The following is a 26,725-nucleotide window of genomic DNA, read 5'->3' as shown; positions in this document are numbered from 1 at the left end:
TCGGCAGGCAGTATGGGTAGGCTTCTATTAGAATCTGCTGATTCGATTTGATTTTGAAAGGGACATGATGTCAGATGCTTCAGAAGGAGATGGGCAAAGTGCTGCCTTGGTCGCCATTGGTGCAATGGCTGCTGTAGCGATTGGTATTGCATTGTGGATTGGTATTGCGCAGCCTCATAAAACAGCGGCTGTGACAACGGCATCATCATCGCCGGCCACAGTTGCGCAGCAAGCTGCAGGAAATCATAATGCGTCTCTTGCATCGCCTGAGAGCTCGGTAGAAGCTGTGGCTGCTGAACAGGTTGCCAGCGTGACCATCGTCAATGGCAATGTGCATTTTTATTTTGCACCGGGTAAAGCTGATCTGGCCGATGGCGCCAAGGCGGCGCTGGCAGATGCTGTGGCCGCAGCCAAGCGTGGCCGGTTTCTGGTGATTTCAGGCTTCCATGATCCGACAGGCGATCCGGCTGCCAATGAAGAACTGGCAAAACAGCGGGCGCTGAATGTCAGGGCAGCACTGGTTGCCATGGGTGTCCCGCAGGCGCAGTTGTATTTGTTGCGTCCAACTGAAACGACCGGAGATGGTTCGTACGCACAGGCACGCCGGGTGGAGGTTGTGATTGTGGAGAAGGCAGATTTCTCTGCGGATGCTTTGCTGGAGGTTGTGCAACAGCCCGAGGAGTCTGGCAGCGCCAATTGATGACCGGATAACCGTTGTAAGGCCAGACGCAATCGCGTTTGATGCACAGGCTGTAATTGCTGTAATTAATGACAGGCCGCTCTGATACCGTCAGAGCGGCTTTTGGTTTTCTGGTTTTCGTAAAGGCTGTAGACATACGGTAGGTTCTTTTGCAAACGGGCTTTTTAAGAGCCCGTTTTTTTATGCCTGCGTCAAGCCGGCGTGTGTCTGCCAACATGATGAGAAGGCCTGCAAATAGGGCTGACACGGTGTTTTCATGCGTATTTCAGCCTATCGCTTGGTGTCAAATGACAACACCAGGCCCTTTTTGATACCCCGAAAGTGTGAACTTTCGCACAGAGATGCCAAGAAACGAGTGCCATGCGGTTTTTAAAGCAGGGAATAAAAACTATATTTAATGCATAAAACCAGAATTACGATAAGAAAAAAAAGATCAGTAGCTACTCACTCGGGCTTTACTAGCTATACAGGATAACAAGCGATGAACTCAACCTACCGGATTGTATGGAACCGTGCTCTGTCTCAATTTGTTGTTGCTTCGGAGCTGGCTAAAAGCCAGACCCAAGGAGGCAGCACAACACGCCTGATTCTTAAGACAAGGCGAAAAGAGCATGCGCCAGCCGTGGCTGTGCAGAAAACACCCAGCCGGATGTGGCAAGCCTGCCTTGCTTTTTTAGGAACGTTCGCGCTGACAGCGCCGATTCAGGCGCAGACAACGGTCAATATCCAAAACATGACGCCCGATGGCTCCAGCTATGGCTATCAGTACACGGTACCGACAGACGGAACACCGCTGACAATCACCGGCAATCTCAATGGTGTCATTGTTCCTGGTGGTTTTGCGTCTTCCGGATCGCCCAGTTCAGGTGATTTGCAGATCCAGGACAAGTTTGAGTGGACCAATGCGCCGCCTGCCGATGTGACCGATTATTTCCAGAAAATCGGCACACCGTCTCAGAACGAAGTGGTTAATGTGTTTGACCCCAAAACCGGCGGGGTGCTTGCAATCCCGACTTATGACTCTGACGCATTGGAAAACGGCGGCTATTTCAAGGACTTTTCAACCGAGCAGTTACCGGTTTTTAACCCGGATGTCGATTTGGTGAACAGTTCCATTTACATTGGTACCGGGCTGGGCCAGGTCACGTCAGCCGGCGGACAGATCAATGTGGATTTGGGCGATGACACCAAGAATGTGCGGGAAGCAGACAACACCATTTCGATGTCGGCCAAACAATCGACATTGCTGTATGCAGATGGTACGGCCGGCAATGACAGCAGCATTGTCTGGCAGTCTGACAACTACATTGACTTCAAAGTAACGCCCGTTATTGCCACGGAAGTGCAGGGCGGCTCTGCCGAACTGTTGCAGTTTCAGGATGTCACGACCACCGAGTACAGTTGGGTGGATCCTAATGACCACAGCTTAGGGGTGCAGTCAACATCTAAAACGTTTACCATTTCCAACCCGACCGAACTGGCTGCCTATAACAACTGGTTGCAGGACCAGTTTCAGTATTGGGTGGTTTCCGCTGCGGATGGCGGGCTGGCCTTGTCTGAAAACCAGGTGAAAAGCCAGTATCGCACGCAACTGGATGCCGCGTATGGCGACTCCAGCACAGTGTCGTGGTCCTACAAGGTATGGGATGATGGCGCGGCGCACGATAACAAAGCCACCGAAGGCATCGGTGAACTGCACGCGATACATGTGACCGGCTCCAACGCCAGCGGACAGATCGAATCGGATGCGCGGCTGGCTGTTTCCGGCAGTTCCGGCGGGGCCCTGTATGCAGGCAGCGGCGCAACACTGGTGAATGACGGGCAGCTCGATCATTGGCGCACATCCATATATACCAATGTTTCGCAGGGCATGGTCATGGTGGATTCCACCGGTATCAATAACGGGGTGCTGAATTCGGGCCTGTTTGTTGACAAAGACGGGCGCCAGGATGTCACGAACTGGGGCTCTTTTGGCATGCATGGTGCCGGTGACAGCGTTGTGGTGAACAATGGTGTGATCAACCAGGCCTTGACGACCAATGACTATTCGTCTCCAACCGGTGTTTCGGATGGTATTGATTCAGAGCCTTTGCCTGAAGACGGCTGGGTGCTGGGCCGCGGCATGTGGATAGAAGGAAACTCACAGGGCTACAACTCTGGCTCCATCAACCTGGTGGATGGCCGGGATGGTTCGGGTAACTCCTTCGGAGACGGAACGGCCTATGGCGTCATTGTGACGGGCAACGGGTCGTTTACCAATGAGGATACCGGCCAGATTTATATTGGTCGCGAAGCGCAGTCAAGCATTGATGAAGATACGGCCGATGTCAATATGGGCGGCGGCGCAAATCTGTCTGCCGGGGTTTATGTTGAAACCGCAGGCAATGTGCAAAATAAAGGCGACATTACATTAGGCACGGGCGTGCGCAACGCCGCTGGGATTTTGGTGGTGGACTCCAGTGGCGATGTCAGCAACAGCGGCACCATCAACATCAATGGTGATCAGGCCGGGCGTGTCAATTATGGTATGACGGTCAGAAACTCCGGGGCGTCTGGCTCTACCATAGAAAATACCGGGCAGATCAATGTTTCCGGCAAAAATAATGTGGGCCTGCATGTGCTGAGCAGTACGGCTGATGCAGAAGTGACGACAACCAGCACAGGGGCCATTACGGTGATTGACGGGCAGGACCCGTCTACCGGCTACCGGAACTATGCGGTGGTGGTTGAGGGCAGCCTGGCTGATACGTATCGGGCTACGGCCAATATTCAATCGAACATTATTCTGGATGGGCAGGGCGCTATTGGCATTTATGTGCAAAACCATGGAACGGTTAATGTAGCAGCGCAGTCCAGCCCGGTCATCAATAATACCGATCAGATCGGTTATCTGCTTTCTGGCGTCGGGGCTAAAGCCAATATTGAAACCATCACAACGGCGGATAATGGCCATGCACGTACCACGCTGTTTCGCGTCGCTGATGGTGCGGAGTTTGACGGTACCAATGGCGATTCTGGCCTGCCGATGGAAATGACGGTTACCGGACAGGATTCCATCGCGATTGTGGGTTCCGGCAGCTCCTCTGTGATCGATACGGGGAATGCAACGCTGAATGTCGGCGGAGAAAACTCCATTGGCGTGCGCATTGAGGGCGGTGCCGTTGGTCATATTGATGCCGATACCGTGATTAATCTGACCGGCTCTGGCGCTACCGCCGGTGTGGTGGATGGGCAGAAATACAATGTGGTGAACCAGAAGCAGGGTGTCTATTACACCAATCTGGACTCGAGCGGACGCATCACTTCCTCAGCCGATGATGTTGTTGCCTATGTGGCAAGAACCTATGGGACGATCACGCTCAACAGCGACGCCACAGTGAACCTGCAAGGCACAGACAATACGGGTGTGCGCATTGAAGACTACGGGCAACTGATCAATAACGCCGATGAAGCTTTGTATGTGGCTCACGGTGTCGGGGTTCAGGCTACCGGCAGCAATGCGGTTATCGGCAAGCTCGGGCATGTTCAGACCGACGATGGCACGGCTGCAGTTCAACTGCTAGATGGCGCAGGCCTGGTGGCAGATGGCAGCGATGGTATTGTTGCCGATGGTACTGCCGATGGCATTTTGCTGGATACGGGCGCTGCCGGGCTGACCGCGACAGACCTGACCGTGGATGTTCGAGGCAGCGGGACAGGGGTTGAAAATAAAGCGGAAACCTCTTTGATCACGCTGACCGGTGTTACCATCAATGCGCATGATGGCGCAGGGATTCGCACGGCAGTGGATCTGAACTCTGGCAACTCGGGCAATACCATCAATGTCACAGGTGCCGGTACCGGCTATGTGCTGGATAACTATGATACGAGCGCATCGCAACTGAGTTCAAGCTTCCTGTTCAGTGATGGTTATACCGTCAATGTAGGCAACGCCAGTGGCACCGCAACCGGTTCCGGCGTATATGCCAACACCACAGGCGCAGTGCAGACCGACGGGGTGATCAATGTGCTCGATAGCACCGGTGGTTCTGCGCTGATTGCGCGGGACGCGCAAAGTATCCTGAATACAGGCGAGATACGCTCTGCCAGCGTAGCCGGTCTGGCGGTAGTGGATGCCAGCGGCTCGAACGACAAAATCATTCAAAATGATTATGTGCTTGAAGCGGCTGATGCAACGCAGAGGGTCATTCAGTCTGGTGCAGGAAATGACCTGGTGAACCTGATTACTGCTGGGGCCTCCACGGTCGGGGTGATCAATACCGGGGCGGGCGAAGACGCTTTCCGGTGGACCGCCGGATCATTCCGCGGTGCCGTGGAATTTGAAGGCACGGGCGGGAACAACTTTGCGCTGATCCAGCAGGGAGATCTGGGCGGTGTTTCACACATCATGACACCGGCAGCAGACGGTAATGTGCTGCAGCTTTCCGGTGTATCGGGGGCCAATGCCAAAGTCGGCACTTTGCCCGCAGATGATTTGTCACGTGGCACCAATATCGGCTCAGGCTGGAATGTGATCAATGTGCTTGACAGCAGTGACGTTCGCATTGTGGGTGATCTGCAGATGGCCGGAACCGCACCGGTGCTTCAGGTGCTGAGCGATTCGGTGGCGCGCGTCGGTGGTCATGACCTGAGCAGCGGCAGCCTGGGAAATCAAAACGTTTATCTGGGAGACCGTACGTCAGCCTTAATCGGTACGGGGACGCTGGTGTTTGACAATGTCAGTGGCAGCCAGACGTATGGCGGTGTTATTTCCGGCGATGGCAACGTGTTGCGTGATGCTGGTGGCACAACCGTGCTGACCAATCAGAACCTGTACACCGGCTCCACCACGATCCGTTCCGGCGCTACATTGCAAGGCGGCATGGCATTTGCCTTCAGTGCGGCATCTAACCATACGGTGGATGCAGGGGCAACGCTGGATACGGGCGGACACAATCAGCAGGTGGCTGACCTGGTGAACGCTGGCACGGTTACACTTGCCAGCCGGAGTGCAGACAGCTACCTGATCGCCAATAATTATGTGGGCCAGAACGGCACCATGAAGCTTTCTCTGGATGGGATGAAGCAGGTGGCCGACAAGCTGGTGATTGACGGCGGCACCGCCAGCGGTCAGACCACATTGGTGGTACAGCCGATCAACTCAGGCGGGTTTGCAACCACGGGGGATGGCATCATTGTGGTGGAAGCGCTCAACGGTGCACAAACCACCGCACAGACCACCAAGGATGCTTTCAACCTGCAACGTGAATACGTGCTGGCCGGTGCATATGAATACCGTCTGTATGCCGGTGATGCACAGGGCCAGGGGGAAAACTGGTATCTGCGCTCCGAGTTCCGGCCTGATGTGCCTTTGTACTCCGCTTTGCCCAACGTGTTGCGGGGTGATACGCTGATGATGCTGGGAACACTGCATCAGCGCATGGGGGACGAAGTTCATGATGGCCGTGCAGGATCGACGTTGTCGGTTGATGGCCCCCGTCTGTGGACGCGCGTTCTGGGCCGTTCCGGCGATATTGAACAGCACAGCGATGTTTATTCACGTGCCAGCGTCAGTTCCAAAGGTTTCCAGGGCGGTGTTGACCTGATGACCAATGAGAGCTGGAACCTCGGTGTGTATGCCGGCATGCTGGACAACAAGGCCGGGGTGGATACATCGTCTGATTTCGGCTGGATCAAGGCTGGGGATATCAAGGCGCAATCCTATTTCTTTGGCGGCTACGGAACCTATACCGCTGAAAACGGGTTTTACGCCGATGGCGTGCTGCAGGTCGGCTGGCATGATGTCAAGCTTGATCCCTCGCAGGACAATGCATTCCGCAAGGCCAGTTTTGATGCCAAGAGCATCACGGCTTCGCTGGAAGTGGGGCGGCCATTTACCATCGGTGACAGCCGGGCGTTCATTGAGCCACAGGCACAACTGATTTACATGCACACCAGCATTGATGACAGTACCACCGGCCTGACCACGCAGGTCAGCATGGATACCAAAGATGCCGTTATCGGCCGGGTGGGCGCGCGGATCGTTTTACCCACGAAAACCTCGTGGGGCGACTTTACGCCATATGCCCGCTTTAACCTGTGGCATACCTTCTCGGGCAGCGACTATGTGACGTTTACCGATACCCTGTCGAACCGGTTTGGCTCATCGGTCAGCTATACCAGCCCTGAACTGGCTTTGGGCTTTACGCTGGATATCACATCCAGTCTGCGGCTGTATGGTGAAATCGGCCACCAGTTCAGAGCAGGTTCGGGTGAAACGCGGATCAAGTCGATGAACTCAGGGTCGCTGGGGTTGAAGTTCATCTTCTAACTTAGGGGACGTGCCTGAAAAGCGTTTGGGCACAAGTAGTCACCAAGGCAAAGGCAGAGCATCCAAGCCAATACCAATAGGCAAGGGTGCTCTGTTTTGTTTGCGGTATTTTGCAGTATTACAGGTCTTCGGTCTGCGTGTCCGCGCCCTGTTCACTATCGGGCATAGGGGCCATGTCACCCAGTACGATGGTATAGCTCAGCGATGCAGGTGCCGGCAGCCCTTCTTGGCGTTTTCGGAACAGGACTGCACGTGCCAATACCACAGTGGTAATCGGAATCGTAATGGCCAGCATGACGACAATCAGCCAGGCATATAAAGCCGGACGCGCCTGCGTGGCGGTAAAAAAGATCAGCACCGCAATACAAACACACCAGGCCCCCAGTGTAAAAACAATGGCTGTAGGGTGCATGCGCAGGTAAAAATTATCAAACCGCAGCAACCCCAAAGCGCCCAGTATGGTGAAAACAGCGCTGATCAGCAGCGGGCAGGCAACGGCAATTTGAATCCACAGAGGTATAACGATTTCCTGGCTCATTCGATCACCTCGCCGCGCAACAGGAATTTGGCCATGGCCGTGGAGCTGACAAAACCAAAAATGGCAATCAGCAATGCCACTTCAAAATACATGGCGCTGCTGTAACGAATGCCTAACACCAGAATCACCAGCATGGCAATGTTATAGATGAAGTCTGCCGCCAAAATCCGGTCCTGCGATGAAGGGCCGACAAACAGCCGGAACAGGCTGATTACCATGGCTGCGGCGTAACAGCCCAGTGTGATGTGAACGACCCAGCTCAAAAATTCAGGAAGAACAATCGACGTCATTGAAATATCTCCATTAACGGCTTTTCATAGCGGTTTTTGAAACGGATGATTTCAGCCTGCGGATTTTTTAAATCAAAAACATGAATCAGTACGGCACTGCGGTCCAGCGCCAGTTCAGACCAGATGGTGCCGGGAATAACGGTGCAAATGGCCGCCAGGGCAGTGAGCCCGTTGGGATCACTCAATTCAAGCGGCACCCGGATAAAGTCTCCGGAAGGTTTTCTTTTTCCGAATTTTGCAGCCGCTGTGGCGACCACGATGTTGGAGACAATCACGTCATAGCCTACCGTCAGAAACAGTTTCAATGCCACCAGCGGGTGTTGGATGGTAATCGGTGTGGGGCGCAAAGAGGCAGTGAAAACCGGCACAAACCAGCCCAGAATAATCGCCAGTGCAATATGGCCCCGGCTCAGCGAGTGGTTCAATACCAGCCACATCAGTGCCAGCGCAACGGAAAGCCAGGGGGCCGGGAACAGGGTGTGAATAACCTTTTTCATGGCGCAACCTCCGCAGCAGGCGTTGCTGGCGCCGTCAGGCGCTCCTGATTGGTTGGGCTGGGAATCGGCCGGGTGGACATGACCGCCCGAATGTAATCTGCAGGCTGGTACAGTGCGGCAGATGTCGCATAGGTATAGCGCAGGCTGATCTCTGCACGCATGGTCAGCAGCACACACGCAGCAAGCAAAATCACAATGGGAATGCTTTCGATGATACGCAGGCGTGGCGCAGTGCGGTTAACCGGAGACCAGAAGTAGCGGATACCGGCACGGGAAAAGCTGATCAATGCGAACAGGCCTGAGACGATAATCAGCGCCAGCGCCACCCAGCGGACACTGTCCGTGGCGATCACATTCAGGCTGCCGGCTCCTGACGGATTGATCAGGGCATTGAGCATGGCAAACTTGGCAATGAACCCGGCCAAGGGTGGCAGGCCGGCAATCAGCAATGCACAGCAGGCAAAAGTGACACCTAAAAATGCAATGGCTGCAGGGATAGCCCGGCCAATGATGGCCTCTTCACGTTCATCGAGGTTGGCATTCTGCTTTTCTTCCAGCTCAAGCTCTGCCAAGTTAAAGACCAGGCGGTCCTCTTCGTCTTCCGCTGCGCGCTGTTCAGCATCTTCTGGGGAGCGGGAGCGTTCAATGAGCTCTGCAATCAAAAAGAATGCAGCCACAGCCAGCGTAGAGCCGGGCAAATAATACAGTGCAGCGCTGGTCAGCGACAACTGTCCAAAGCTGATGGCCATCATGATGGTGCCCGAAGAAACCAGCGTGGCATAAGCCGCCAGGCGGGACGGGCGTATAGTGGAAAGAATACCGACCATGCCGAAAACCAATGTCATCATGCCGCCATAGGTCAGCCAGGTACTGCCAAACCACTGATCCTCCCCAACAGCCGGGGATGAGAAAAACAGCGAGGACAGCCGCAAAATCACATACAGGCCGACCTTGGTCAAAATAGCGAAGACCGCGCTGGACGGTGCGCTGGCGCTGCTGTATGCCGATACCAGCCAGAAGTTCAATGGCCACATCGCAGCCTTGGCCAGAAAAGCCACCGCCAGAACACCGAAACCAATATACAGCAGCTCGTGCCCTGCACGGTTGACCACCTGCAGGCGCTGGGCAATTTCGGCAAAGCTGAGGGTGCCGGTGACGTTGTAAATCAGTGCCACACCAATCAGAAAGAAAAAGGATGCGACCAGGTTGATGGCAATGTAGTGCAGCCCGGCGCGTACCCTGTTGGGGCCTGATCCATGCAGAACCAGGCCATAAGAGGCAGCCAGCAGGATTTCAAAAAATACGAACAGGTTAAACAGGTCGGCAGTTAAAAAAGCGCCATTGATGCCCATGAGCTGTACTTGAAACAGCGTCTGGAAATGCACACCGGCACGGTCCCAGCGGGCAACGGCATACAGTGCCGTACTCAGGCCGATGATGCTGGCAACCAGCAGCATCATGGCGGAAAAACGGTCTACCAGCAATGAAATGCCAAAGGGGACATCCCAGTTGGATGGCAGATACACGCCATAAGCGCTGGAGGCATCGCGCTCTTTGACCCAGTAAACCAGCGCGCAGGCAACCAGCACGTTGAGCAGGCAGGCCAGAATGTTGATGAATGAACGGGCGCTTCTGTGCTTTTCGCGTACAGCCACCAGTACGGCTGCCGTGAACATCGGCAACAGTATCGGGGCCACAATCAGGTGTGGCATGCTGTACTCAAGCCATGCAATCATTGGCTGCGCTCCTGTGTTTTGTCGCGCTGTTCAGGTTCTTGCAGTGTATCGGTTCCATCCACATGGTCGTTGCCGTTGAAGCCGCGGGCTGCCATCAGGACAACCAGGAAAAGAGCGGTGGTGGCAAATCCGATCACAATGGCGGTCAGCACGAGCGCCTGTGGAATCGGGTCGGTATAGTATTCCAGCGTTTGCGGTACATCTTCCAGTAGCACCGGTGCACGGTTCAGAATCAGGCGCCCGGAACTGAATAAGAACAAATTGACGGCATATGAAATCAGCGACAGCCCGATAATGACCTGATAGGTACGCGGGCGCAGGATCAGCCAGACGCCCGAAGCGGTTAGCATGCCAATGGCCAGGGACAGGGTGATTTCCATCAGGCGGTTTCCTTCAGTTCAGAGTCGGGTGTGGCCAGCATGCTGTCTGGCACCAGTTTGCTGTCCGTGCTTTCCGCGTCACGGGCCAGGCGTTCTTCCACCTCGGTTTCGCGTGCCCGGCGACCACGCACAGACTGGTGAGACAACGCCGTCAGGATCAAAATGGTGGCACCAATCACCAGCAGATAGACACCAATGTCAAAAAACATCGCGCTGGGCACATGAATATCGCCAATCAGTGGAATATGGAAATGCGGGGCATGTGTGGTCAGGAAAGGATAGCCGACCGCAATGGCTCCCAAACCTGTCAGCAACGCCAGCAGAATGCCCAAACTGATCAACTGCTGGGGATAGAGTTTCATCCGTGCTTCCACCCACTGGGTGCCTGCAATCATGTACTGCATGATGAAAGCTGCCGCAAAAATCAAACCACCAATGAAACCGCCGCCGGGTTCGTTGTGGCCGCGCAGCAGGAAGTACACGGATACCACCGTGGCAATCGGCAATACCAGTCGCACCAGAACCGCAGGAACCATCAGGTAGCCCAATGCGGTATCCTTGGCCTGGGCCGGGTTCTCTACATCCGATGAAATATCTGCAGGGGCCGTGCTTTGCTGTGCCGGAATGTATGTGCTTTCTTTGGCGGGCCGGAAGCGCCGCAGCAGCGCATATACGGTCAAAGCCACAATGCCCAGCACCACAATTTCTCCCATGGTGTCAAAGCCGCGGAAATCAACCAGCATGACATTGACGACGTTGGTGCCGCCTCCTTCAGGCAACGCATGTTGCAAGAAGAAATTGGCAGCCAGCGGATCACTGGAAGAGTGCGTCATCATGGCAAACGCCAGAACTGTCACGCATGCACCAACCAGCAAAGAAACAATCAGGTCGCGGGTTCGCCTGGCACGAACAAAAATGTTGCTCATGTGGTCGGGGTCAGCCACCTGCTTGGGCAGCCAGCGTAACCCCAGCAAAATCAGAATGGTTGTGACCACTTCCACGGTTAACTGGGTCAATGCCAGGTCTGGTGCGGAAAACCAGACAAATGTCAGACAGGTAACCAGCCCGGTCATGCCGAGCATAGCCAGCGATGCCAGGCGATGGAATTTGGCTTGCCAGGCAGCCCCCAGTGCACACGAGACGCCCACCACCCACAGCATGGCAAAGACAAATGAAAACGGCTGCTGCTCCCGCTCACCCAAAGTCAGGCGCAAGCCTTCCCCGTTGATCCAAAGAGGCGACAGGCCGGCGGCCAGCACCACAAACAGCATCAGGGCAATTTGGGCCTGCAGCCTTTTGGTACTGAGCATCAGCGTCATTTGTTTGCCCATGTAAGTCAGCGATGCCAGCAACCTGGTAAATAAGCGCTGTCCGTTCACCCATCCGATCAGGGGAACACCGGCAAACACCCCCAGTTTGATTTGCCGGTGCAATATCAGGTAGAAATAAATACCGCCTGCCATCGCGACCAGGCTCATGGTCAATGGGACATTGAAACCATGCCAGATGGCCAGGCTGTAGGCTGGCAGTGTGCCCCCGACCACCGGTGCGGCCGCCGTTGCCAGAACCGGCCCGATCGACAGCGAAGGTGCAATACCGATGATCAGACACAGACACACCAGGAATTCAATCGGCACACGCATCCAGCGGGTAGGTTCATGCGGCTCATGCGGCAGCCCCATGGGGGCCGGACCAAAAAATACGTCAACGGTAAAGCGCAAGGAATATGCCACGCTGAAAACGCTGGCCACGGTGGCAATGAGCGGCATGCCCCATGACAGCCAGGGCGAGGCGTCCAGGTAAGCCGTTTCGGCAAAAAACATTTCTTTGGACAGAAAACCGTTGAGCAGCGGCACACCTGCCATGGCCGCGCTGGCAACCAGCGAAAGCGCACCGGTAATCGGCATGGCTTTGATCAGGCCGTTGAGTTTACGCATATCGCGTGTACCGGTTTCATGGTCGATGATGCCGGCTGCCATGAACAAAGAGGCTTTGAAAATGGCGTGGTTGATGGTATGAAATACCGCCGCAACAGCAGCCATGTTGCTGTTAAGGCCCAGCAGCAGCGTGATCAGGCCCAGGTGGGAAATGGTGGAGTATGCCAGCAAGCCTTTCAGGTCATTTTGGAATGTGGCGGCATAGCCTCCCAGCAGCAGCGTGAATGCCCCGGTGCCAGCCACCAGCCAGAACCATTCATCCGTGCCGGAAAGTACCGGCCACAGGCGCGCCATCAGGTAAATTCCGGCTTTGACCATGGTGGCTGAGTGCAGGTAGGCCGATACAGGCGTGGGCGCGGCCATGGCACGGGGCAGCCAGAACTGGAATGGAAACTGGGCGCTCTTGGTGAATGCACCCAGCAGGATCAGCACCAGCATGGGTGTATAAAGAGGATGTTTGCGTATGATGTTACCGGCGGCCAGCACCGTATCCATATCAAAGCTGCCAACAATCTGCCCCAGAATCAGAACACCTGCCAGCAGGCAGAAGCCCCCCAGCCCGGTCACAGTCAGTGCCATGCGGGCACCGTTGCGGGCGTCACGCCGGTGGTACCAGTAACCAATCAGCAGAAATGAAAACAGACTGGTGAGCTCCCAGAACAACACCAGCTGAATCAGGTTGCCGGACAGCACAACCCCGGACATGGCACCCATGAAAGCCAGGAAGAAAGAGAAAAAACGCGCCACCGGGTCTTGTGGTGACATGTAGTAGCGGGCATACAATGTCACCAAAGCGCCAATGCCAAAAATCAGCATGGCAAACAGCCAGGTGAAGCCATCCATCCGGAATGTCAGGTTGATGCCAAGTGAGGGAATCCAGAGGATTTCCTGCCGCAACACCGTTCCTGAAGACACGTCAGGGAAAAACAGAGCCACCTGCACCACGCATATCAGCGCAATCATCCCGGACAGGAATGCTTCCATATTGCGGGAATTGGTTGGCAGCAACGCTGCAACCAGACTTCCAGCAAACGGGAGGATAATGAGGGTGGCCAGGGAGGTTAGCATAACCCTATGATTCTAAAAGAAAAAGAGGTCTATTTGTCGAGGTTTTATGAAAAGACCTTAAAAACCTGCGCGCAATATTCAGTATTGTAGGCTCAGCGGGGCAGGAAATGCAGTGCAAACCGGAATTTTACGAAAGCGAGGCCTGGCAGCGGGTTGCCGGTATTTTTTGAAATGAATGTGGGGCATGTTTTTATTTGAGTTCAGATAGCCGCATGTTATTTTGAGTTAAAAACAGTTAGCCGCTGAGCCGCAAAGGGATTCTGGTTATGGACAACAGAAATTGGATTCAGCGGTAACAGATGAGAGTCAATTTGTACAGTCTATCATGCGTGTGGTTGCGATCCAACAAGTGCGCATATTTTATGGGCCCTGAACATGTATTGGCACTGTATGGTTATGACGTGATCAGTTTGCCACTCAGGGCCTTGATCAAAACCGTCAGATTGCTGCGCATCATGCCGATGTAGCTGTCGGCTGCCGTGCCTGGTGCTGAAAGCGCATCGGAATACAGTGTGCCGCCAACGGCCGCGCCTGTTTCCTGTGCAATGCGCTGAATCATTTTAGGGTTGCTGACATTTTCCAGAAATACGGCACAAACCTGCTGTGATCGGATCTGCTCGATCAGCCGTGCGATATCGGCAGCCGAAGGTTCTGTACTGGTGGAAAACCCCATGGGTGAAATCAGCGTCAGTCCATAGGCTTGTGCAAAGTAGCCTAAAGAATCGTGTGTGGTGACCAGCGTGCGGTGTGTGGGCGATAAGGTTGCCAGTGCATCGCGAATATCACGCTCCAACTGATGCAGCTCTTTGATGTAGTTCTGGGCGCGTTGCGCATAAATGGCAGCATGTGCAGGGTCGGCTTGGCTCAGTGCGGCTTCAATGTTACGAACATAGATGATCGCATTGGCCACGTTCTGCCATGCATGCGGATCAAACTCCCCATGGTCGTGCGCATCGTGGTCATGGTCATGGTCATGATCGTCATGGTTGTGAGCGTGGGCATCGTCATGTTCGTCATTCAACCTGCGCGGTATTACGCCCTGGGAGACAACGACTTCCGTTCCGGCAAAGCCCGCAGCATTTCGCAGGCGGGGCAGCCAGGGCTCGAACCCCAGGCCGTTGACAAACAGGATATCGGCCTGAGACAACAGGCGTGCATCCTGTGCGGTGGGTTCGTACATGTGGGCGTCGCTGTCGGGTTTAACCAGGGTGCTGATCTGCACCTGCTCGCCGCCAATCTGTTGCACCAGATCTGACAGGATAGAAAAACTGGCAACCACTTTCAACGGCTCGGCATGTGCTTTTGTCAACGGCGCCATGACCAGAACAGACAGGCAGAGCAGCAGTATCAGGCGCAAGCGTAAAGAAAGTGTATGCATATGAGTTTCCTTGCAAAAATTAACGGCGAGGGCATCAACACGCCCTCATGTCTTGAAACCATGGTTTTATGTTTGGCCTGGTTGTATTTTTGGTGGCCGTATCAGCAAACCACTGTGCAACCCCAGGAACATGGAAATAATGTAAATACCGCCCAGCGTCAGCACGATGGCAGGGGAAGCCGGGGTTGCAAAATGGTAAGAAATCAGCAGCCCGATATAGCCTGCTGCCACGCCTGCAGCGGCAGCAACCAGCATCTGTTTGGCAACGGTGGCCGCCCAGAAGCGTGCCGCAGCAGCAGGCAGCACCATGAAGGCAACAGCCATTAACGTGCCCAGGGTGTGAAAGCCGCCGACCAGATTCAGCACCAGCAACAGCAAAAATGCACCATAGGCCAGGGCATTCCACCACCCTTTGGTGATTAAAAAGTTCGGGTCAAAACTCTGAATGATCAGAGGGCGGTACAACAATGCCAGCAGCAGCAGTGAAAGCGTCGCAATGCCTGCGGCCAGAAACAAGGTAGCGTTATCCAGTGATAAAACGGTACCGAACAGGACATGCAGCAGGTCGACACTGGTACCGCGCAGCGAGATGATCAGCACGCCCAGTGCCAGTGAAATCAGGTAAAACGTCGCAAAGCTGGCATCTTCTTTCAGAACTGTGTAGCGGGTGACCACACCGGCCAGGCAGGCAACCAGCAAACCGGCGGCAATGCCGCCAATCGTCATGGCAGGCAGCGACAGGCCGAACAGCAGATAACCCACTGCAGCGCCGGGCAAAATGGCGTGCGACATGGCGTCTCCCATCAGGCTCATGCGGCGCAGCAACAACAGCACACCCAGCGGGCTGCTGCCCAGGCTGAGTGCGACACAGCCGGTAAGCGCCCGGCGCATGAAACTGAAGTCGGCAAAGGGGGAAACCAACCATTCCAGCATGTTCATGCATGCTCCTGTATGCCGGTTTTATTTTTGGCGCCGGGATGTGCCGCTGCATATGTGTTGAGGCAGGTGGCGGCATCGCCCTGGCGCAGAATGCTTTGCTGCCCCAGTAACCATACGTTGGGGAATTGCTGGCGCACCAGTTCCAGGTCATGCAAAACCACCAGCAGGGTTGCTCCCTGGCGGTGCCAATGGTGCAGCAGGCGCATCAGGTCGCGCATGGTGAACTCATCAATGCCGGTAAACGGTTCGTCAAGCAAAAAAAGCTGGGCTTCCTGTAAGACCAGTTGGGCAAAACGGATGCGTTGAAATTGCCCGCCGGAAAGCTCTCCAATCAGTTTGTCTGCACTTTCCCGCATGCCCACGGCTTCCAATGCGATAAGGATGCGTGTTTCCAGTTCGGCGCTGATGGCTTTGAATGCGCCTGCTTTTTTCCACAGGCCGGATGCGACAAAGTCAAAAACAGAAATCGGAAAGCTGCGATCGATTTCACTGACCTGCGCCAGATACGCCACATTGTGTATGTCCGGCGCAATGGTAATTTGCCCCGTGAGCGGCTTGATCAGGCCTGCAACGGCTTTGAGCAGCGTCGATTTTCCGCACCCGTTGGCACCAACCACCGCCGTGAGTGTGCCGTGATCAATGTGGGCGTTGATACGGCTGAGCACCGGCTGTTGCCGGTAAGCCAGTGTCACGTCGTTGAGAACCATTGCGGTGGTTGCTTGGGTCATGATTCAGGGCAGTGCTCAGGTTCGGACCGACCAGTAAACCATCAGCCATAAAAATGCAGCGCCTGTGGCGGCAAGCAGTAAACGCTGCCAGGCCGCAGCACAAAATACGGTGGTTCTTCTGGAGATACGCGAATGCCGGCTCATATGATTGGGAGGAGTAATTTTTGATATTCAGTTTTAATATTCAGCCAAAGCGCTTGTCAGGGGCATGCTGCACATGCTGGCAGAATTCCCTGCTGTTCTGGTGCTTATTCTAATTGATAATAAAATATCAATATCAATTAAAGGGAAATCAAAAAGTCGGGTATTGGATGTTCAGGAGAATCAGCCATTGGGGGATACCTGCGGTGCATGACTCCTGAAGCCGGAACGAAGCCAGAACAAAGAGATGTATAGGAAACGATGAGAATGGAGCAGAAACGCTCAACCAAACAACGCACAGCCATGCTGGCGGTGCTGCAGGATGCTAAAAGGCCGCTGACGCCGCAGGAAGTGCTTATGCTCGCGCAGCAGGATGTTCCGGCTCTTGGCATTGCCACGGTATACCGCAACTTGAAAGTGCTGATCGAAGAAGGCAGCATCCGCATGGTTGAACTGCCGGGTGAAGCGGCGCGCTATGAAGCCATTCACCATGAACATGACGACCATCACCACCATTTTTTATGTACCCAGTGTACACGTGCTTTTGACGTGCATGGTTGTGCAGAAGACTTTGCCAGCCTGCTGCCCCCTGGTTTTAAGGTGAAAAGCCATGAGATCACTTTGTACGGTTTGTGTGCAGACTGTGTCAAAGCAGAAAAAAAGAAAAAGCATTAAAACAGAATTGTATTGAAAGATTAGGGTTGCAAAAATGAAAAAAATTGTGGTGCTGACCGGGGCCGGTATTTCTGCTGAGTCGGGGATCGCAACATTCCGTGCCAGTGACGGTTTATGGGAAAAACACCGGGTTGAAGACGTGGCAACGCCGCAGGCATATCAGCGCGATCCGCAACTGGTGCAGACTTTTTACAATGCCAGGCGGCGCCAGCTTTTGGACGCCGAGGTGAAGCCCAATGCGGCGCACCTGGTGCTGGCCAGGCTGGAGCAGGAATTTAACGGTGATTTTTTGCTGGTAACACAGAATGTGGATAACCTGCATGAGCGGGCCGGAACAAAAAATCTGATTCACATGCACGGCGAACTGCAAAAGGTGCGCTGCGTACGCTCCGGCCAGGTGGTTGAGTGGACTGGTGATGTCACAAAAGAAGATGGCTGCACATGCTGCCAGCCGTCACAGCGCCTGCGTCCCCATATTGTCTGGTTTGGCGAAATGCCCTTGCTGATGGATGAAATCTACGAGGCGCTCATGTACGCGGATTGCTTTATTTCCATCGGCACTTCCGGGCATGTATACCCGGCGGCCGGCTTTGTGCAGGTGGCCAATGAAGCCGGGGCGCAGACGGTTGAACTGAACCTGGAACCCAGCCAGGGTGAGAGCCTGTTTCAAACCCGGATTTATGGGCCTGCGACGGAAGTGGTGCCGCAGTTTGTGGAAACGTTGTTGCGCAAACTTTGATAAAACTTTGATGGTAGCGGCCTGTTGCAGATGCATGCAGGCTTTTGCAGCCGCAACTGCTTCATCTGCAGGCCAGCGCTGACGCAGATTGCTATGCTTTGCGTTGACGCAAAACGCTTACGCTTTCTCCGCCTATGCCCCAGTTGTCTTGGTTGACTTCGTCAATGGTCACAATGGTGGTGGCCGGGTTTTTATTCAATACATTAGCAAGCAGTTGCGTAACACCTTTGATCAATTCGGCTTTTTGTTCAGTTGAAGGGGCTTCGGTGCCGCCGGTAACTTTGATGTTGACGTAAGGCATCAATCATTTCTCCTTGATCAGTTACAAATTAATAGAATGTGGGGCTTGAAATTCACTGGCGTTGCATCATGTCGTGAATGGCCAGCAGCGTAGCGGCCAGAAACAGGATAAATGCAGCCAGAATGAATGCCGGTGCGAATCCGTGGCTGTTAACGGTGACCCCGGCAACTATGGGGCCCAGAATTTGCCCAACGCCGTATACGGTTGTGAGCATGGCGATGGTGTAGGCGCTTGAACTGGTACGCACAACCACGCCGTACTGTAATGACAGTGCGGTAATGCCCATGAATGTTCCGCCCAGCAAAAGGCCACCAGTCAAAATCACCACAGGATGATTGGAGAATACCGGCAAGAGTACACCTAGACCTTGCAGTAAAAAAGCCAGAACCAGCATGCGCAGATAACTTTTCTGTGCCGTATAGCGCCATAAAGGGGTGCTGAGGGCGGCCGCGCATCCGGTAACGATCCATGCGGCATTAGCCAGTTCTGCCGAATGGGTGCGGGTCTGTGTCAGGCTGACTAGAAATGTTGTGCCGATGATGTAACCAAAGCCTTCTAAAAAGTAAGTCAGCAGCAAGACAGGGTATGTCCATTGCGTTGCAGGGGTTCGGTTGTTTGCAGGCATTGCTTTTGCAGCATACGCAGGAGCTGCAGATGGTGGATTGAAGCGGGGCCGCAGACACAGCAGGGCTGCGCATGCGAGGGGAATACACAGAATAGCCAGCCCGATCCATGTACCATCTGAACCAAACAGGGCCTCAAACGGGCGCACTGCAATGGCGCTGAGTACAATGCCAATGCCCACGCCGCTGTACATCAGGCCAGACAGGGAGGGACGCCCAATTGTGATCAATGCATCTAAAACAAGGGCTGAACACAGTACAAAACAAGCCCCAGAAGCAAATCCGGCGATCAGGCGGGTGGTGTACCAAAGCAAAGAACCGTGTACCAGTCCCATGGCTGCGGTGCTGAGAATGCTGAGCAGCAGAAAGAACTGCAGCTTGGCGTATTGGCTCTGGCCTGCTGTTTCTTTGCGCATAGCCAGCACCCCGGCCAGATAGCCTGCGTAATTCCATGCAGCCATGGAGGCAGTGGCTTTTTCACCCAATGCATGTGCATGCATCATGCTTGGCAGCAATGCTGTGTATGCAAAGCGGCCAACACCCATGGCAATGACCAAAACGGCTAATCCGCCTAAGGCAGGCAGTAATCCTGTGTTGTATAAGCGTTTTATCATGCAGGCGGTTGGTATGTCTTGGATAAAGGGAATGAATTGTCGTTGGCAGGCTTTATTTTTTACCAGATCATAAGTAGAATATATATTCTGTACAAATGAATATATTTGAAAATAATATTCAATTTATAAGAATATATGGAGATTGCAGATCTTAAAACATTGATTGCTGTGGTGGAAAAAGGCGGAATCACGCGTGCGGCAGAGGCTTTGCATCGTGTGCCCTCCGGCATAACGACGCGAATACGCCAGCTTGAGGAAACGTTAGGCGTCAAGCTGTTTTTGCGCGAAGGTAAGCGCTTACTGCCGACGGCGCAAGGACAAATACTATATCGCGATGCTTTGCGGGTTGTGGCACTGATGCAAGAGGCGGAAAACCGGGTTAGAGATGTTCAGCCGGGGGGTCGGTTTCGGGTGGGAGCCATGGAAAGTACGGCAGCAGCCAGACTCCCCGAGCCTTTGTCTGTGTTGTACGCCCGGTATCCCCTCCTGGAGCTTGATCTTTGTACGGGTACCAGCCTGTTGCTGTATGAGATGTTACTGGCCAATGAGCTGGATGCGGTTCTGGTGGCTGATGCACCGGCGGATGCCAGGCTGGATCGGCAAAATGTGTTTACTGAGGAACTGGTGCTGGTGGCTCCTGCGGGGCATCCACCGATTCATGTGCCTCAAGATATTCAGAAAAAAAACGTTTTGGCCTTTAAGGAGGGGTGTTCGTATCGCCGTCGCCTGAATGATTGGTTTGCTATGCATGGTGCGGCGCCTGAACGTATTGCCGAGCTGGCCTCTTACCATGCGATTTTAGGTGGCATTGCCGCAGGTATGGGGGTGGGTGTAATGCCCGCACAGTTGTTGAATATGTTTCCTGACCGCAACGCATTGACGGTACACCGGCTAAATGCGCCCTTCAGTCGGGCGGTGACGGAACTGGTTTGGAGAAAAAATTTATTTTCAGCTAATATCTTGGCGCTTCAAACCTGTTTGCTGCCAGCGGAAACCCTAAGTTCAGTCTGAATGACATCCTATCATTTCCGGGATGACCACTGATCAAAATACATAAAATCATGGCTGGCAAGATAAAGGGATGGGCTTTTTGAATTTTGACTTAGAAAGATGTTTTTAACGGGGAGATACAGGAAGCCTGTTTTTCTTATTTCTTCGAGGATCAGTATATATACATAATCAGAGAATAGAATTTGATCCATATTTTTGCCAGTAAAGAGAGAGCAACCAGGCAAACAGGCAGCAATTGGCGATCACGGTGATCCAGAAGATGACCTGGAACGACAGCTTGCTGGATTTGTGCCGGAACAGGCGCTGTGCAATCAAGGCACCAGGCCAGCCGCCAAGCAGCGCCATCAAATGCAGGGTGTTTTCCTCGGTTCTCCAGCGGTCTTTCACCGCGGCCCGTTTGTCCCGGGCGTAGGTGATAAAGGCCAGTGAACTGAACAGGACATATGGGATGAGAAAAATAGTTGGCAGTTTGCCAAAATAATACATTCCAGCCAGTGTTGCCAGGAAGGCTGCAGCGATTAAAACAAGTGTCAACGAAAAGCGGCGGGAGCGTCTTTTTTGACGCGATGCGGCATTTTCTACAAAAGTAACGTTATAGGCCTGGGGACGTCCGTTGTCGTCTACACCGGATTCGTAGAATACCCGGTCATCTTGAGCCGGCCTTTTGCTGCGGTCGATAAATGCAGTGACATGGACAAATACTTGTTTACCACCTGAATCGGGTGTGATGAAGCCAAAACCCTGTTCATCTTTCCATTGGGTAATGCTGCCTTGTGCGCGTAAATTCATTTTCAATTTACTTTTGTCATGTTGAAGGTTGTGACCCAATCATGCCATGGCACAAACTTAACATGATTGCACCGGCCATTTTAGCTGGGCGGAAGTCATGCAATACGGTATACCCGATAAAAAATGGTCTGGCTCTGTTTTGAAACAACAGCCAGGCCATAACAGGGGAGGTTATTTGTTCAGCAGAATGGATGTGATAACGCCAGTGGCTGCGGCAATCAGGATGAAATCACCGCCGATTTGTACCCAGTGATGATTGCGGGGTGGCTGGCTCAGCCCGTATGCTTTCCAGTCATCTACCCGATAAGAGTAACCGCGATATTGCTGCGGTATGCGCTCACCCTGTCTGAAATCCATCGCGGGCCGTGATTCTGCATGTGGCCTGTTGTGGTTCTGTGCCTGTGCAGCAGGCCTGCCGGGTTGTTGCTGGTTTGGCCGGGCGTTAGTATTGTTGGGGCGTGAGTCTGCCTGGGGCCCTGCATGACCCTGATTGCGCGATGGGCCGTTTTGGGGCTGCTGTTGTTGTGATGGTGCGGGCTGTCTGTTTCTTTCATGTGATGCGGGTTGCGCGAAAGCGATTGAGCTGCCCAGAATGGAAAGTGCGGCCAAATGGCAGACGATGGTTTTCATTTTCATTTGCTAACTCCTTTTGATGCGGATAATGCATCATTCATTTTATATAGCTAAACCACATTTGTTTTTTGAAAACATGGGGCCAGTTTACGTGCCGGATGTGTATGGTTTATTTTGTTTTGTAAAGATTTGTATGCTTGCAGCACTCAGCCGCACAACAGACACAGCATGCAAAGGAGGGGCAGTTTTTTGAGAAATAAAAAGAGATACCTGTTTGCAGCGCAATGGCTGTGGCCGCTTGGTCAGGGTGATGTCCTCAGCGTTCAATAAGGGGCACAGAGAATCAATATCAACATGGTTTTGCCGGTGGCTGGTGCAATGACGGAAGAGCCGACTTTCAGCGCTTAGAGATCTTTTGAGATTGGCTCCCCGACCTGGGCTCGAACCAGGGACCTGCGGATTAACAGTCCGTCGCTCTACCGACTGAGCTATCGGGGAATAGAAAGGGGGATTATAGTTTGTTTAGAATAGGTTTTGCAAGTCACTTGTTTTTTAGTAAAGGAAATTGCATGTCTGGCGCAACACTGACCTATCCCCGGGTATTGACGATAGCCGGTTCTGACAGCGGTGGCGGGGCCGGTATTCAGGCTGATTTGAAGACCATTGCGGCGCTGGGCTGTTATGGGATGAGTGCCATTACCGCCATTACGGCACAGAATACGCTGGGGGTCAGCGCTATTCATGAAGTGCCGGTTGAAATTGTCAAGGCGCAGATTGATGCTGTGGTGGATGATATTGGCGCAGATGCGGTAAAAATCGGCATGCTGAGTTCACCGGAAATTATCCGTACGGTGGCGCAGGCGATTGATGAAAAGCACCTGCCCCATGTGGTGCTGGATCCGGTGATGGTTTCTGCCACCGGTGCCAAACTGATTGACGACGGCGCCATGGCTTGCCTTGTTGCCGAACTGTTTTCGCGTGCACAGGTCATTACGCCCAATCTGGATGAAGCCGGTTTGCTGCTTGGTCAGGCCATTACCGAAACCACGCAGCTGGTTGCGGCAGCCCGTGCGCTGTTGGGCCAGGGCGCGCAGGCGGTGCTGCTTAAAGGTGGGCATCTGGTCGGCGCGGAGGTTGTGGATGTGCTGGCAATTCGCCAGCAGGCAACGGGTGCTGTTGAGCTGCATGAGCTGCAGTCGCCCCGTATCCAGACGCATAACCTGCATGGCTCCGGTTGCACACTTTCGTCGGCAATTGCATCGTATCTGGCACTTGGGCTGGATCTGCCCGCTGCCGTACAGGCCGCGCGCGTGTATGTGCTGGCAGCCATTGAGGCGGGCATGCGGGTACAGATTGGCAAGGGCGTGGGGCCTTTGAACCATACCCATGCACCACAGGCGATGAAGGTGCGCTAAGCAGTCAGGTGCAGGGGCTGCCCTGCACCGGTTCAGTTGCAATGACAGGGTGTGTGCCTGGCTACCAAACCGAAATGCACCAGCCGATGACCTGAGGGACGGAACATCATGCGTGGCCTGCCTTCTGAGGGGCCAGTATGGCCTGCAACTCAGAGTTGGACGACGTGTAATACACCGGAATGGTTGCACCATCCTGCAGGTAGCTGGCTATGGCATAAGCCGCCAGTGTGGCCTCATGAAAACCACTGACAATGAGTTTGCGTTTGCCGGGGTAGGTGATGGCGTCGCCTATGGCGTAAATGCCCGGAGTGTTGGTCTGAAAGGTGCCCGGGTCTACCACCAGATGTTTGCGCTCCAACGCCAGCCCCCATTGTTCTATGGGGCCAAGCTGCGGGGCGAGCCCAAGCAGTATCAGGAATGTATCAGCCGGGGTTTGCAGTGTTTGCCTGTCGGTACTGCCCATGAGCTGTAATGCGGTGAGTTGGCCGGATGCTGCGTCGGTGACCAGGCCGGTAAACTGGCCGGCAATGAACTGCAGGCGCCCGGCCTGCCGCAGTTGCTGAATTTGGGCAATGAGTGCATCTTCAGCGCGGAATTTGTCTCTGCGGTGTACCAGCGTGACACTGGCCGGCCGGTTGTGTTCGGCACTGGCCAGTTGGCTGGCTGCCTGTAGCGCGATATCGGTATCGCCATTGATCACAACATGTTTGCCGGCATATGCGTCTGTATGGGCTGGCAGTTCGTAGAATACCTGTTGATTTTCCAGTGCCCGAATGCCTTCCAAAGGCAAGGTCCGTGGCAGAAATGCACCGTAACCGGAAGCGATAACTACACAGCGTGTCAGAAAGCATTGTCCGGTGGAGGTGTGCAGTTCAAAGCGTGGCGCCGGGTCGCTGGTTTTTTCGGGGGCATCCAGTGTTTTCAACTGTGTGACGGTCTGCTGCAGGTGCAGGCCGGCTTTGAAAGGTTTGATCTGTTCCAGCAGGCGCTCGGTAAGTTCGTTCCCGGTGCATTGCAGAATGGCCGGAATGTCATAAATGGGTTTGTCACCATACAGGTGCACACACTGTCCGCCGGCATGCGGCAGGGTTTCGACGATGTGCGAGCGCAACCCCATGATGCCCAGTTCAAACGCGGCAAACAGGCCGGCACAGCCTGCACCGATGATGACGGCATCGGTTGTGATGGGTTCCGGTGCAAAAGAGGGTTCAGTCATGGGCTATGGCTTTCTGCTTAAGTATGAATAGCAATGCCTTGCTGGCGTGACAGTACGCCGGCAAGGACAGTATTTTGGCAGGGAATGGGGGACTGAAAGTGTCTGATCAGCGGATCAGGTCAGAACGCTTGTCCGGTTTGCCGTTCCAGTCGTCGGCATCGGGCAGGGATGTTTTGCGTTTGGTAATGCTGGGCCATTCCGGTGCCAGTTCAGCATTGATTTTAATAAAGTCCTGCTGCTCTGCAGGAACATCCTCTTCAGCGTAGATGGCATTGGCCGGACATTCAGGAATGCATACGGCGCAATCAATGCACTCATCGGGGTCGATGACCAGAAAATTGGGGCCTTCACGAAAACAGTCTACCGGGCAAACATCCACACAATCGGTATATTTACACTTGATACAGTTTTCAGTTACAACGTGGGTCATGATTTCACTCAGTTTTACACACAAAGAGGGTTTGCAAAAACAGCCGGATTACAAACCTCAGGTTGAAACACTTTGAATAATAACGTTGTATTTTAAGGGCAGGAAGCCGTTTTAGGCTAGTCTGATGAATTGATCATTTGGGCATCAGGCGTCATTTTGTCGCGTTGTGACAGGCCAGATGACAAAAGCGGCTGTCAATACAGCCGCTTTTCGCCACAAACTGAGCACCTGCCGGGTGATCAGATGCCATCGGGCAAATTTATTTAACGTGTTTGCCGATGCCGCCACCAATTTCAAACATGGTGAACTGGTCTTTACCGAAAATAGCTTTCAGTTTTGCATCGGAATTGATGGCACGTTTGTTTTTCTTGTCTTGCAAGTCGTGCTTTTTGATGTATTCCCAAATCTTTTTCACGATTTCAGTGCGGGGCAGAGGAGCACTGCCAACCACTGCGGCCAGTTCAGCGCTGGGAGTCAATGGTTTCATGAAAGCGGCGTTGGGAGTGCGTTTTTTTGCTGGTGTTTTGCTGGTTGCCATAGGGTTCTTTTCCTTTAAGGATAAATACAAGCGCTTAAATGATGAGCATCTTATCAAAGAAAAGCCATCAGTGCACAAGATATGCGATGCTCTGACGGCTGCTTCTATTGAATGCTACTGTGAAAATAGGGCGTTTAACAAGAGTTAAAACTATTATTTATGCGGTTTGGGGCTTAGGAGCAACACTATACCGCTTAGGCAGATGCCCATTGCAAGCATTTCCACCGCCTGAACCTGCTCATGCCCCCAGATGACGCCAATGGCCAGTGCAATCACCGGGATGACGTAGTTGTAGCTGGTATAGACGGCCGGGGAGGCGTTTTTGATCAGATACATGTACGCACAGTAGGCGCCCAGCGATCCGGCCAGCACCAGGTAACCCCAGGCCAACCATGCTGAGTGTGTAGGTATTTGCGGTGTTTCTGCGCGAAAGTGCGAGAGGATCAGCAAAACAATGGCCCCGCACAGCATCTGGCTGGCCAGTCCGATGGCACCTGTTGCCGGGTGCAGGTAACGGGCCAGCAGTACACTGCCAACAGACCAGCATACGACCGAGCCCAGCATATACACCAGGCCCATGGGCTGTGCCTGGAGGCTGCCCTGGCAACTCAGCAGGATGACGCCGAAGATGCCAATGCCGATGCCCAGCAGCTCACGCCGGGTGGCACGCCAGCCCAGCGCAATGCTGAGCAGGCAGATCAGTAGCGGCTCCAGCGTGGTCATTGCTGCGGCCAGCGAACTGTGAATGTACTGTTCGGCACAGGCCAGCAGGCCCATGCCGCCGCCCAGCATCAGTGTTCCGGCAATGGCGGCATGTATCCATTGCTGCAACGTGGGCCAGCGGCTGCGCCGCCATAATGCCCAGGCAAACAGGATGGCACTTGCTGCCAGAAAACGGGTTCCCATCTGGAAAAAAGGCGGGAAGCTGTGCAGTGCCACCTGGACAGCATAAAAGGTAGAACCCCAGATCAGATAACAAGCCAATAAAGCGGGCAGCAGCCAGGGGTTGGTGTGGTTAACCAGCCAGGCAGGAATAAAACGGGGCAGTTGACGGACTTGCATAGTGGTCTGATGATAGACCGCCTATACGCGCATTTAAATATAAAAATTAAGGTTAAATTGAATTTAACTTTAAAATATTAAATAATTTTGAAGAGTT

General features: G+C 53.7%; 23 protein-coding genes and 1 tRNA gene. 6 read left to right on the top strand and 18 right to left on the bottom strand.

Annotated elements, in window-relative coordinates; all coding sequences use genetic code 11:
• Nucleotides 1-64 precede the first annotated feature (64 nt).
• Nucleotides 65-700 carry an OmpA family protein gene (locus CUZ56_RS10960; RefSeq protein WP_126980437.1) on the top strand — a complete coding sequence of 212 codons (636 nt, stop codon included), beginning with the start codon at nucleotides 65-67 and terminating at the stop codon, nucleotides 698-700.
• 481 nt (nucleotides 701-1,181) lie between these two features.
• Nucleotides 1,182-7,010 (top strand): autotransporter outer membrane beta-barrel domain-containing protein, encoded by a 5,829-nt coding sequence (locus CUZ56_RS10955; protein WP_126980436.1) that lies wholly within the window; start codon nucleotides 1,182-1,184, stop codon nucleotides 7,008-7,010.
• A 118-nt stretch (nucleotides 7,011-7,128) separates the two neighbouring features.
• On the opposite strand, the gene mnhG is transcribed toward CUZ56_RS10955, so the two are convergent.
• The 9 genes from mnhG to CUZ56_RS10910 form a co-directional block, all read right to left on the bottom strand.
• Nucleotides 7,129-7,548 (bottom strand): monovalent cation/H(+) antiporter subunit G, encoded by a 420-nt coding sequence (gene mnhG / locus CUZ56_RS10950; RefSeq protein WP_126980435.1) that lies wholly within the window; start codon nucleotides 7,546-7,548, stop codon nucleotides 7,129-7,131.
• Nucleotides 7,545-7,838, bottom strand: coding sequence for a K+/H+ antiporter subunit F (locus CUZ56_RS10945; protein WP_126980434.1), 294 nt, complete (start codon nucleotides 7,836-7,838; stop codon nucleotides 7,545-7,547). Before CUZ56_RS10945 ends, mnhG begins: the two co-directional genes overlap by 4 nt.
• Entirely contained in the window at nucleotides 7,835-8,335 is a 501-nt protein-coding gene (locus CUZ56_RS10940) for a Na+/H+ antiporter subunit E (RefSeq protein ID WP_204250884.1), read from the bottom strand. Before CUZ56_RS10940 ends, CUZ56_RS10945 begins: the two co-directional genes overlap by 4 nt.
• Nucleotides 8,332-10,071: a monovalent cation/H+ antiporter subunit D gene (locus CUZ56_RS10935; protein WP_126980433.1), complete on the bottom strand. Its 1,740-nt coding sequence runs from the start codon at nucleotides 10,069-10,071 to the stop codon at nucleotides 8,332-8,334. Before CUZ56_RS10935 ends, CUZ56_RS10940 begins: the two co-directional genes overlap by 4 nt.
• Entirely contained in the window at nucleotides 10,068-10,451 is a 384-nt protein-coding gene (locus tag CUZ56_RS10930) for a Na+/H+ antiporter subunit C (protein WP_126980432.1), read from the bottom strand. The genes CUZ56_RS10935 and CUZ56_RS10930 overlap by 4 nt, the downstream gene beginning before the upstream one ends.
• Nucleotides 10,451-13,456 (bottom strand): monovalent cation/H+ antiporter subunit A, encoded by a 3,006-nt coding sequence (locus CUZ56_RS10925; protein ID WP_126980431.1) that lies wholly within the window; start codon nucleotides 13,454-13,456, stop codon nucleotides 10,451-10,453. The genes CUZ56_RS10930 and CUZ56_RS10925 overlap by 1 nt, the downstream gene beginning before the upstream one ends.
• A 394-nt stretch (nucleotides 13,457-13,850) precedes the next feature.
• Entirely contained in the window at nucleotides 13,851-14,834 is a 984-nt protein-coding gene (locus tag CUZ56_RS10920) for a metal ABC transporter solute-binding protein, Zn/Mn family (RefSeq protein WP_126980430.1), read from the bottom strand.
• A gap of 66 nt (nucleotides 14,835-14,900) precedes the next feature.
• Nucleotides 14,901-15,773: a metal ABC transporter permease gene (locus tag CUZ56_RS10915; RefSeq protein ID WP_126980429.1), complete on the bottom strand. Its 873-nt coding sequence runs from the start codon at nucleotides 15,771-15,773 to the stop codon at nucleotides 14,901-14,903.
• The gene (locus CUZ56_RS10910) at nucleotides 15,770-16,501 is read right to left on the bottom strand and encodes a metal ABC transporter ATP-binding protein (protein ID WP_126980428.1); all 732 of its coding nucleotides are present in this window, start codon (nucleotides 16,499-16,501) and stop codon (nucleotides 15,770-15,772) included. The genes CUZ56_RS10915 and CUZ56_RS10910 overlap by 4 nt, the downstream gene beginning before the upstream one ends.
• Before the next feature lie 408 nt (nucleotides 16,502-16,909).
• On the opposite strand from CUZ56_RS10910, the gene CUZ56_RS10905 reads away from it, so the two are divergent.
• Together CUZ56_RS10905 and cobB are read left to right on the top strand one after the other, a co-directional pair.
• Complete coding sequence (locus CUZ56_RS10905) at nucleotides 16,910-17,317, top strand: Fur family transcriptional regulator (RefSeq protein ID WP_404948039.1); 408 nt, start codon at nucleotides 16,910-16,912, stop codon at nucleotides 17,315-17,317.
• A 34-nt stretch (nucleotides 17,318-17,351) separates the two neighbouring features.
• On the top strand, nucleotides 17,352-18,056 hold the full coding sequence (cobB, locus tag CUZ56_RS10900) for a Sir2 family NAD+-dependent deacetylase (RefSeq protein WP_126980426.1): 705 nt from the start codon (nucleotides 17,352-17,354) through the stop codon (nucleotides 18,054-18,056).
• Between the two features lie 91 nt (nucleotides 18,057-18,147).
• Here the strand turns inward: cobB and CUZ56_RS10895 are convergent, their stop codons facing one another.
• Nucleotides 18,148-18,357, bottom strand: a complete 210-nt coding sequence (locus tag CUZ56_RS10895; protein ID WP_126980425.1) for a tautomerase family protein — start codon at nucleotides 18,355-18,357, stop codon at nucleotides 18,148-18,150.
• Nucleotides 18,358-18,409: 52 nt separating this feature from the next.
• Nucleotides 18,410-19,594, bottom strand: coding sequence for a YbfB/YjiJ family MFS transporter (locus tag CUZ56_RS10890; RefSeq protein ID WP_126980424.1), 1,185 nt, complete (start codon nucleotides 19,592-19,594; stop codon nucleotides 18,410-18,412).
• Nucleotides 19,595-19,729: 135 nt separating this feature from the next.
• Here CUZ56_RS10890 and CUZ56_RS10885 point away from each other — a divergent pair, with 135 nt between their 5' ends.
• Nucleotides 19,730-20,605, top strand: coding sequence for a LysR family transcriptional regulator (locus CUZ56_RS10885; RefSeq protein ID WP_126980423.1), 876 nt, complete (start codon nucleotides 19,730-19,732; stop codon nucleotides 20,603-20,605).
• A 168-nt stretch (nucleotides 20,606-20,773) separates the two neighbouring features.
• On the opposite strand, the gene CUZ56_RS10880 is transcribed toward CUZ56_RS10885, so the two are convergent.
• The 3 genes from CUZ56_RS10880 to CUZ56_RS10870 form a co-directional block, all read right to left on the bottom strand.
• Nucleotides 20,774-21,394: a DUF1294 domain-containing protein gene (locus CUZ56_RS10880; RefSeq protein ID WP_126980422.1), complete on the bottom strand. Its 621-nt coding sequence runs from the start codon at nucleotides 21,392-21,394 to the stop codon at nucleotides 20,774-20,776.
• Nucleotides 21,395-21,565: 171 nt separating this feature from the next.
• Nucleotides 21,566-22,030 carry an RcnB family protein gene (locus tag CUZ56_RS10875; protein ID WP_126980421.1) on the bottom strand — a complete coding sequence of 155 codons (465 nt, stop codon included), beginning with the start codon at nucleotides 22,028-22,030 and terminating at the stop codon, nucleotides 21,566-21,568.
• 359 nt (nucleotides 22,031-22,389) lie between these two features.
• A tRNA-Asn gene (locus tag CUZ56_RS10870) sits at nucleotides 22,390-22,465 on the bottom strand.
• Between the two features lie 71 nt (nucleotides 22,466-22,536).
• Between CUZ56_RS10870 and thiD the strand changes: the two genes are divergently transcribed.
• Nucleotides 22,537-23,382 (top strand): bifunctional hydroxymethylpyrimidine kinase/phosphomethylpyrimidine kinase, encoded by an 846-nt coding sequence (gene thiD, locus CUZ56_RS10865; protein WP_126980420.1) that lies wholly within the window; start codon nucleotides 22,537-22,539, stop codon nucleotides 23,380-23,382.
• Between the two features lie 106 nt (nucleotides 23,383-23,488).
• On the opposite strand, the gene CUZ56_RS10860 is transcribed toward thiD, so the two are convergent.
• The 4 genes from CUZ56_RS10860 to CUZ56_RS10845 form a co-directional block, all read right to left on the bottom strand.
• On the bottom strand, nucleotides 23,489-24,598 hold the full coding sequence (locus tag CUZ56_RS10860) for an NAD(P)/FAD-dependent oxidoreductase (RefSeq protein ID WP_126980419.1): 1,110 nt from the start codon (nucleotides 24,596-24,598) through the stop codon (nucleotides 23,489-23,491).
• 106 nt (nucleotides 24,599-24,704) lie between these two features.
• A complete protein-coding gene (gene fdxA / locus CUZ56_RS10855; RefSeq protein WP_126980418.1) occupies nucleotides 24,705-25,028 on the bottom strand; it encodes a ferredoxin FdxA in 324 nt (107 codons plus the stop codon).
• 259 nt (nucleotides 25,029-25,287) lie between these two features.
• Complete coding sequence (locus CUZ56_RS10850) at nucleotides 25,288-25,566, bottom strand: SWIB/MDM2 domain-containing protein (protein ID WP_126980417.1); 279 nt, start codon at nucleotides 25,564-25,566, stop codon at nucleotides 25,288-25,290.
• A 153-nt stretch (nucleotides 25,567-25,719) separates the two neighbouring features.
• On the bottom strand, nucleotides 25,720-26,628 hold the full coding sequence (locus CUZ56_RS10845) for an EamA family transporter (RefSeq protein WP_126980416.1): 909 nt from the start codon (nucleotides 26,626-26,628) through the stop codon (nucleotides 25,720-25,722).
• Nucleotides 26,629-26,725: the final 97 nt, after the last annotated feature.

It is taken from the genome of Saezia sanguinis (genome assembly GCF_003991585.1).
Taxonomy (GTDB): domain Bacteria; phylum Pseudomonadota; class Gammaproteobacteria; order Burkholderiales; family Burkholderiaceae_C; genus Saezia; species Saezia sanguinis.
Note: the sequence above shows the minus strand (reverse complement) of the source record. Positions and strands in the feature narration are given on the sequence as shown.

Bases quoted from the DNA above. Each gene is read 5' to 3' on its own strand.
- CUZ56_RS10940 (WP_204250884.1), bottom strand. From the start codon at position 8,335: ATGAAAAAGGTTATTCACACCCTGTTCCCGGCCCCCTGGCTTTCCGTT.
- thiD (WP_126980420.1), top strand. From the start codon at position 22,537: ATGTCTGGCGCAACACTGACCTATCCCCGGGTATTGACGATAGCCGGT.
- CUZ56_RS10930 (WP_126980432.1), bottom strand. From the start codon at position 10,451: ATGGAAATCACCCTGTCCCTGGCCATTGGCATGCTAACCGCTTCGGGC.
- CUZ56_RS10925 (WP_126980431.1), bottom strand. From the start codon at position 13,456: ATGCTAACCTCCCTGGCCACCCTCATTATCCTCCCGTTTGCTGGAAGT.
- mnhG (WP_126980435.1), bottom strand. From the start codon at position 7,548: ATGAGCCAGGAAATCGTTATACCTCTGTGGATTCAAATTGCCGTTGCC.
- CUZ56_RS10895 (WP_126980425.1), bottom strand. From the start codon at position 18,357: ATGCCTTACGTCAACATCAAAGTTACCGGCGGCACCGAAGCCCCTTCA.
- CUZ56_RS10905 (WP_404948039.1), top strand. From the start codon at position 16,910: ATGGAGCAGAAACGCTCAACCAAACAACGCACAGCCATGCTGGCGGTG.
- CUZ56_RS10910 (WP_126980428.1), bottom strand. From the start codon at position 16,501: ATGACCCAAGCAACCACCGCAATGGTTCTCAACGACGTGACACTGGCT.
- cobB (WP_126980426.1), top strand. From the start codon at position 17,352: ATGAAAAAAATTGTGGTGCTGACCGGGGCCGGTATTTCTGCTGAGTCG.
- CUZ56_RS10915 (WP_126980429.1), bottom strand. From the start codon at position 15,773: ATGAACATGCTGGAATGGTTGGTTTCCCCCTTTGCCGACTTCAGTTTC.
- CUZ56_RS10885 (WP_126980423.1), top strand. From the start codon at position 19,730: ATGGAGATTGCAGATCTTAAAACATTGATTGCTGTGGTGGAAAAAGGC.
- CUZ56_RS10945 (WP_126980434.1), bottom strand. From the start codon at position 7,838: ATGACGTCGATTGTTCTTCCTGAATTTTTGAGCTGGGTCGTTCACATC.
- CUZ56_RS10920 (WP_126980430.1), bottom strand. From the start codon at position 14,834: ATGCATACACTTTCTTTACGCTTGCGCCTGATACTGCTGCTCTGCCTG.
- CUZ56_RS10935 (WP_126980433.1), bottom strand. From the start codon at position 10,071: ATGATTGCATGGCTTGAGTACAGCATGCCACACCTGATTGTGGCCCCG.
- CUZ56_RS10890 (WP_126980424.1), bottom strand. From the start codon at position 19,594: ATGATAAAACGCTTATACAACACAGGATTACTGCCTGCCTTAGGCGGA.
- CUZ56_RS10875 (WP_126980421.1), bottom strand. From the start codon at position 22,030: ATGAAAATGAAAACCATCGTCTGCCATTTGGCCGCACTTTCCATTCTG.
- CUZ56_RS10880 (WP_126980422.1), bottom strand. From the start codon at position 21,394: ATGAATTTACGCGCACAAGGCAGCATTACCCAATGGAAAGATGAACAG.
- CUZ56_RS10955 (WP_126980436.1), top strand. From the start codon at position 1,182: ATGAACTCAACCTACCGGATTGTATGGAACCGTGCTCTGTCTCAATTT.
- CUZ56_RS10960 (WP_126980437.1), top strand. From the start codon at position 65: ATGATGTCAGATGCTTCAGAAGGAGATGGGCAAAGTGCTGCCTTGGTC.
- CUZ56_RS10850 (WP_126980417.1), bottom strand. From the start codon at position 25,566: ATGGCAACCAGCAAAACACCAGCAAAAAAACGCACTCCCAACGCCGCT.
- CUZ56_RS10860 (WP_126980419.1), bottom strand. From the start codon at position 24,598: ATGACTGAACCCTCTTTTGCACCGGAACCCATCACAACCGATGCCGTC.
- fdxA (WP_126980418.1), bottom strand. From the start codon at position 25,028: ATGACCCACGTTGTAACTGAAAACTGTATCAAGTGTAAATATACCGAT.
- CUZ56_RS10845 (WP_126980416.1), bottom strand. From the start codon at position 26,628: ATGCAAGTCCGTCAACTGCCCCGTTTTATTCCTGCCTGGCTGGTTAAC.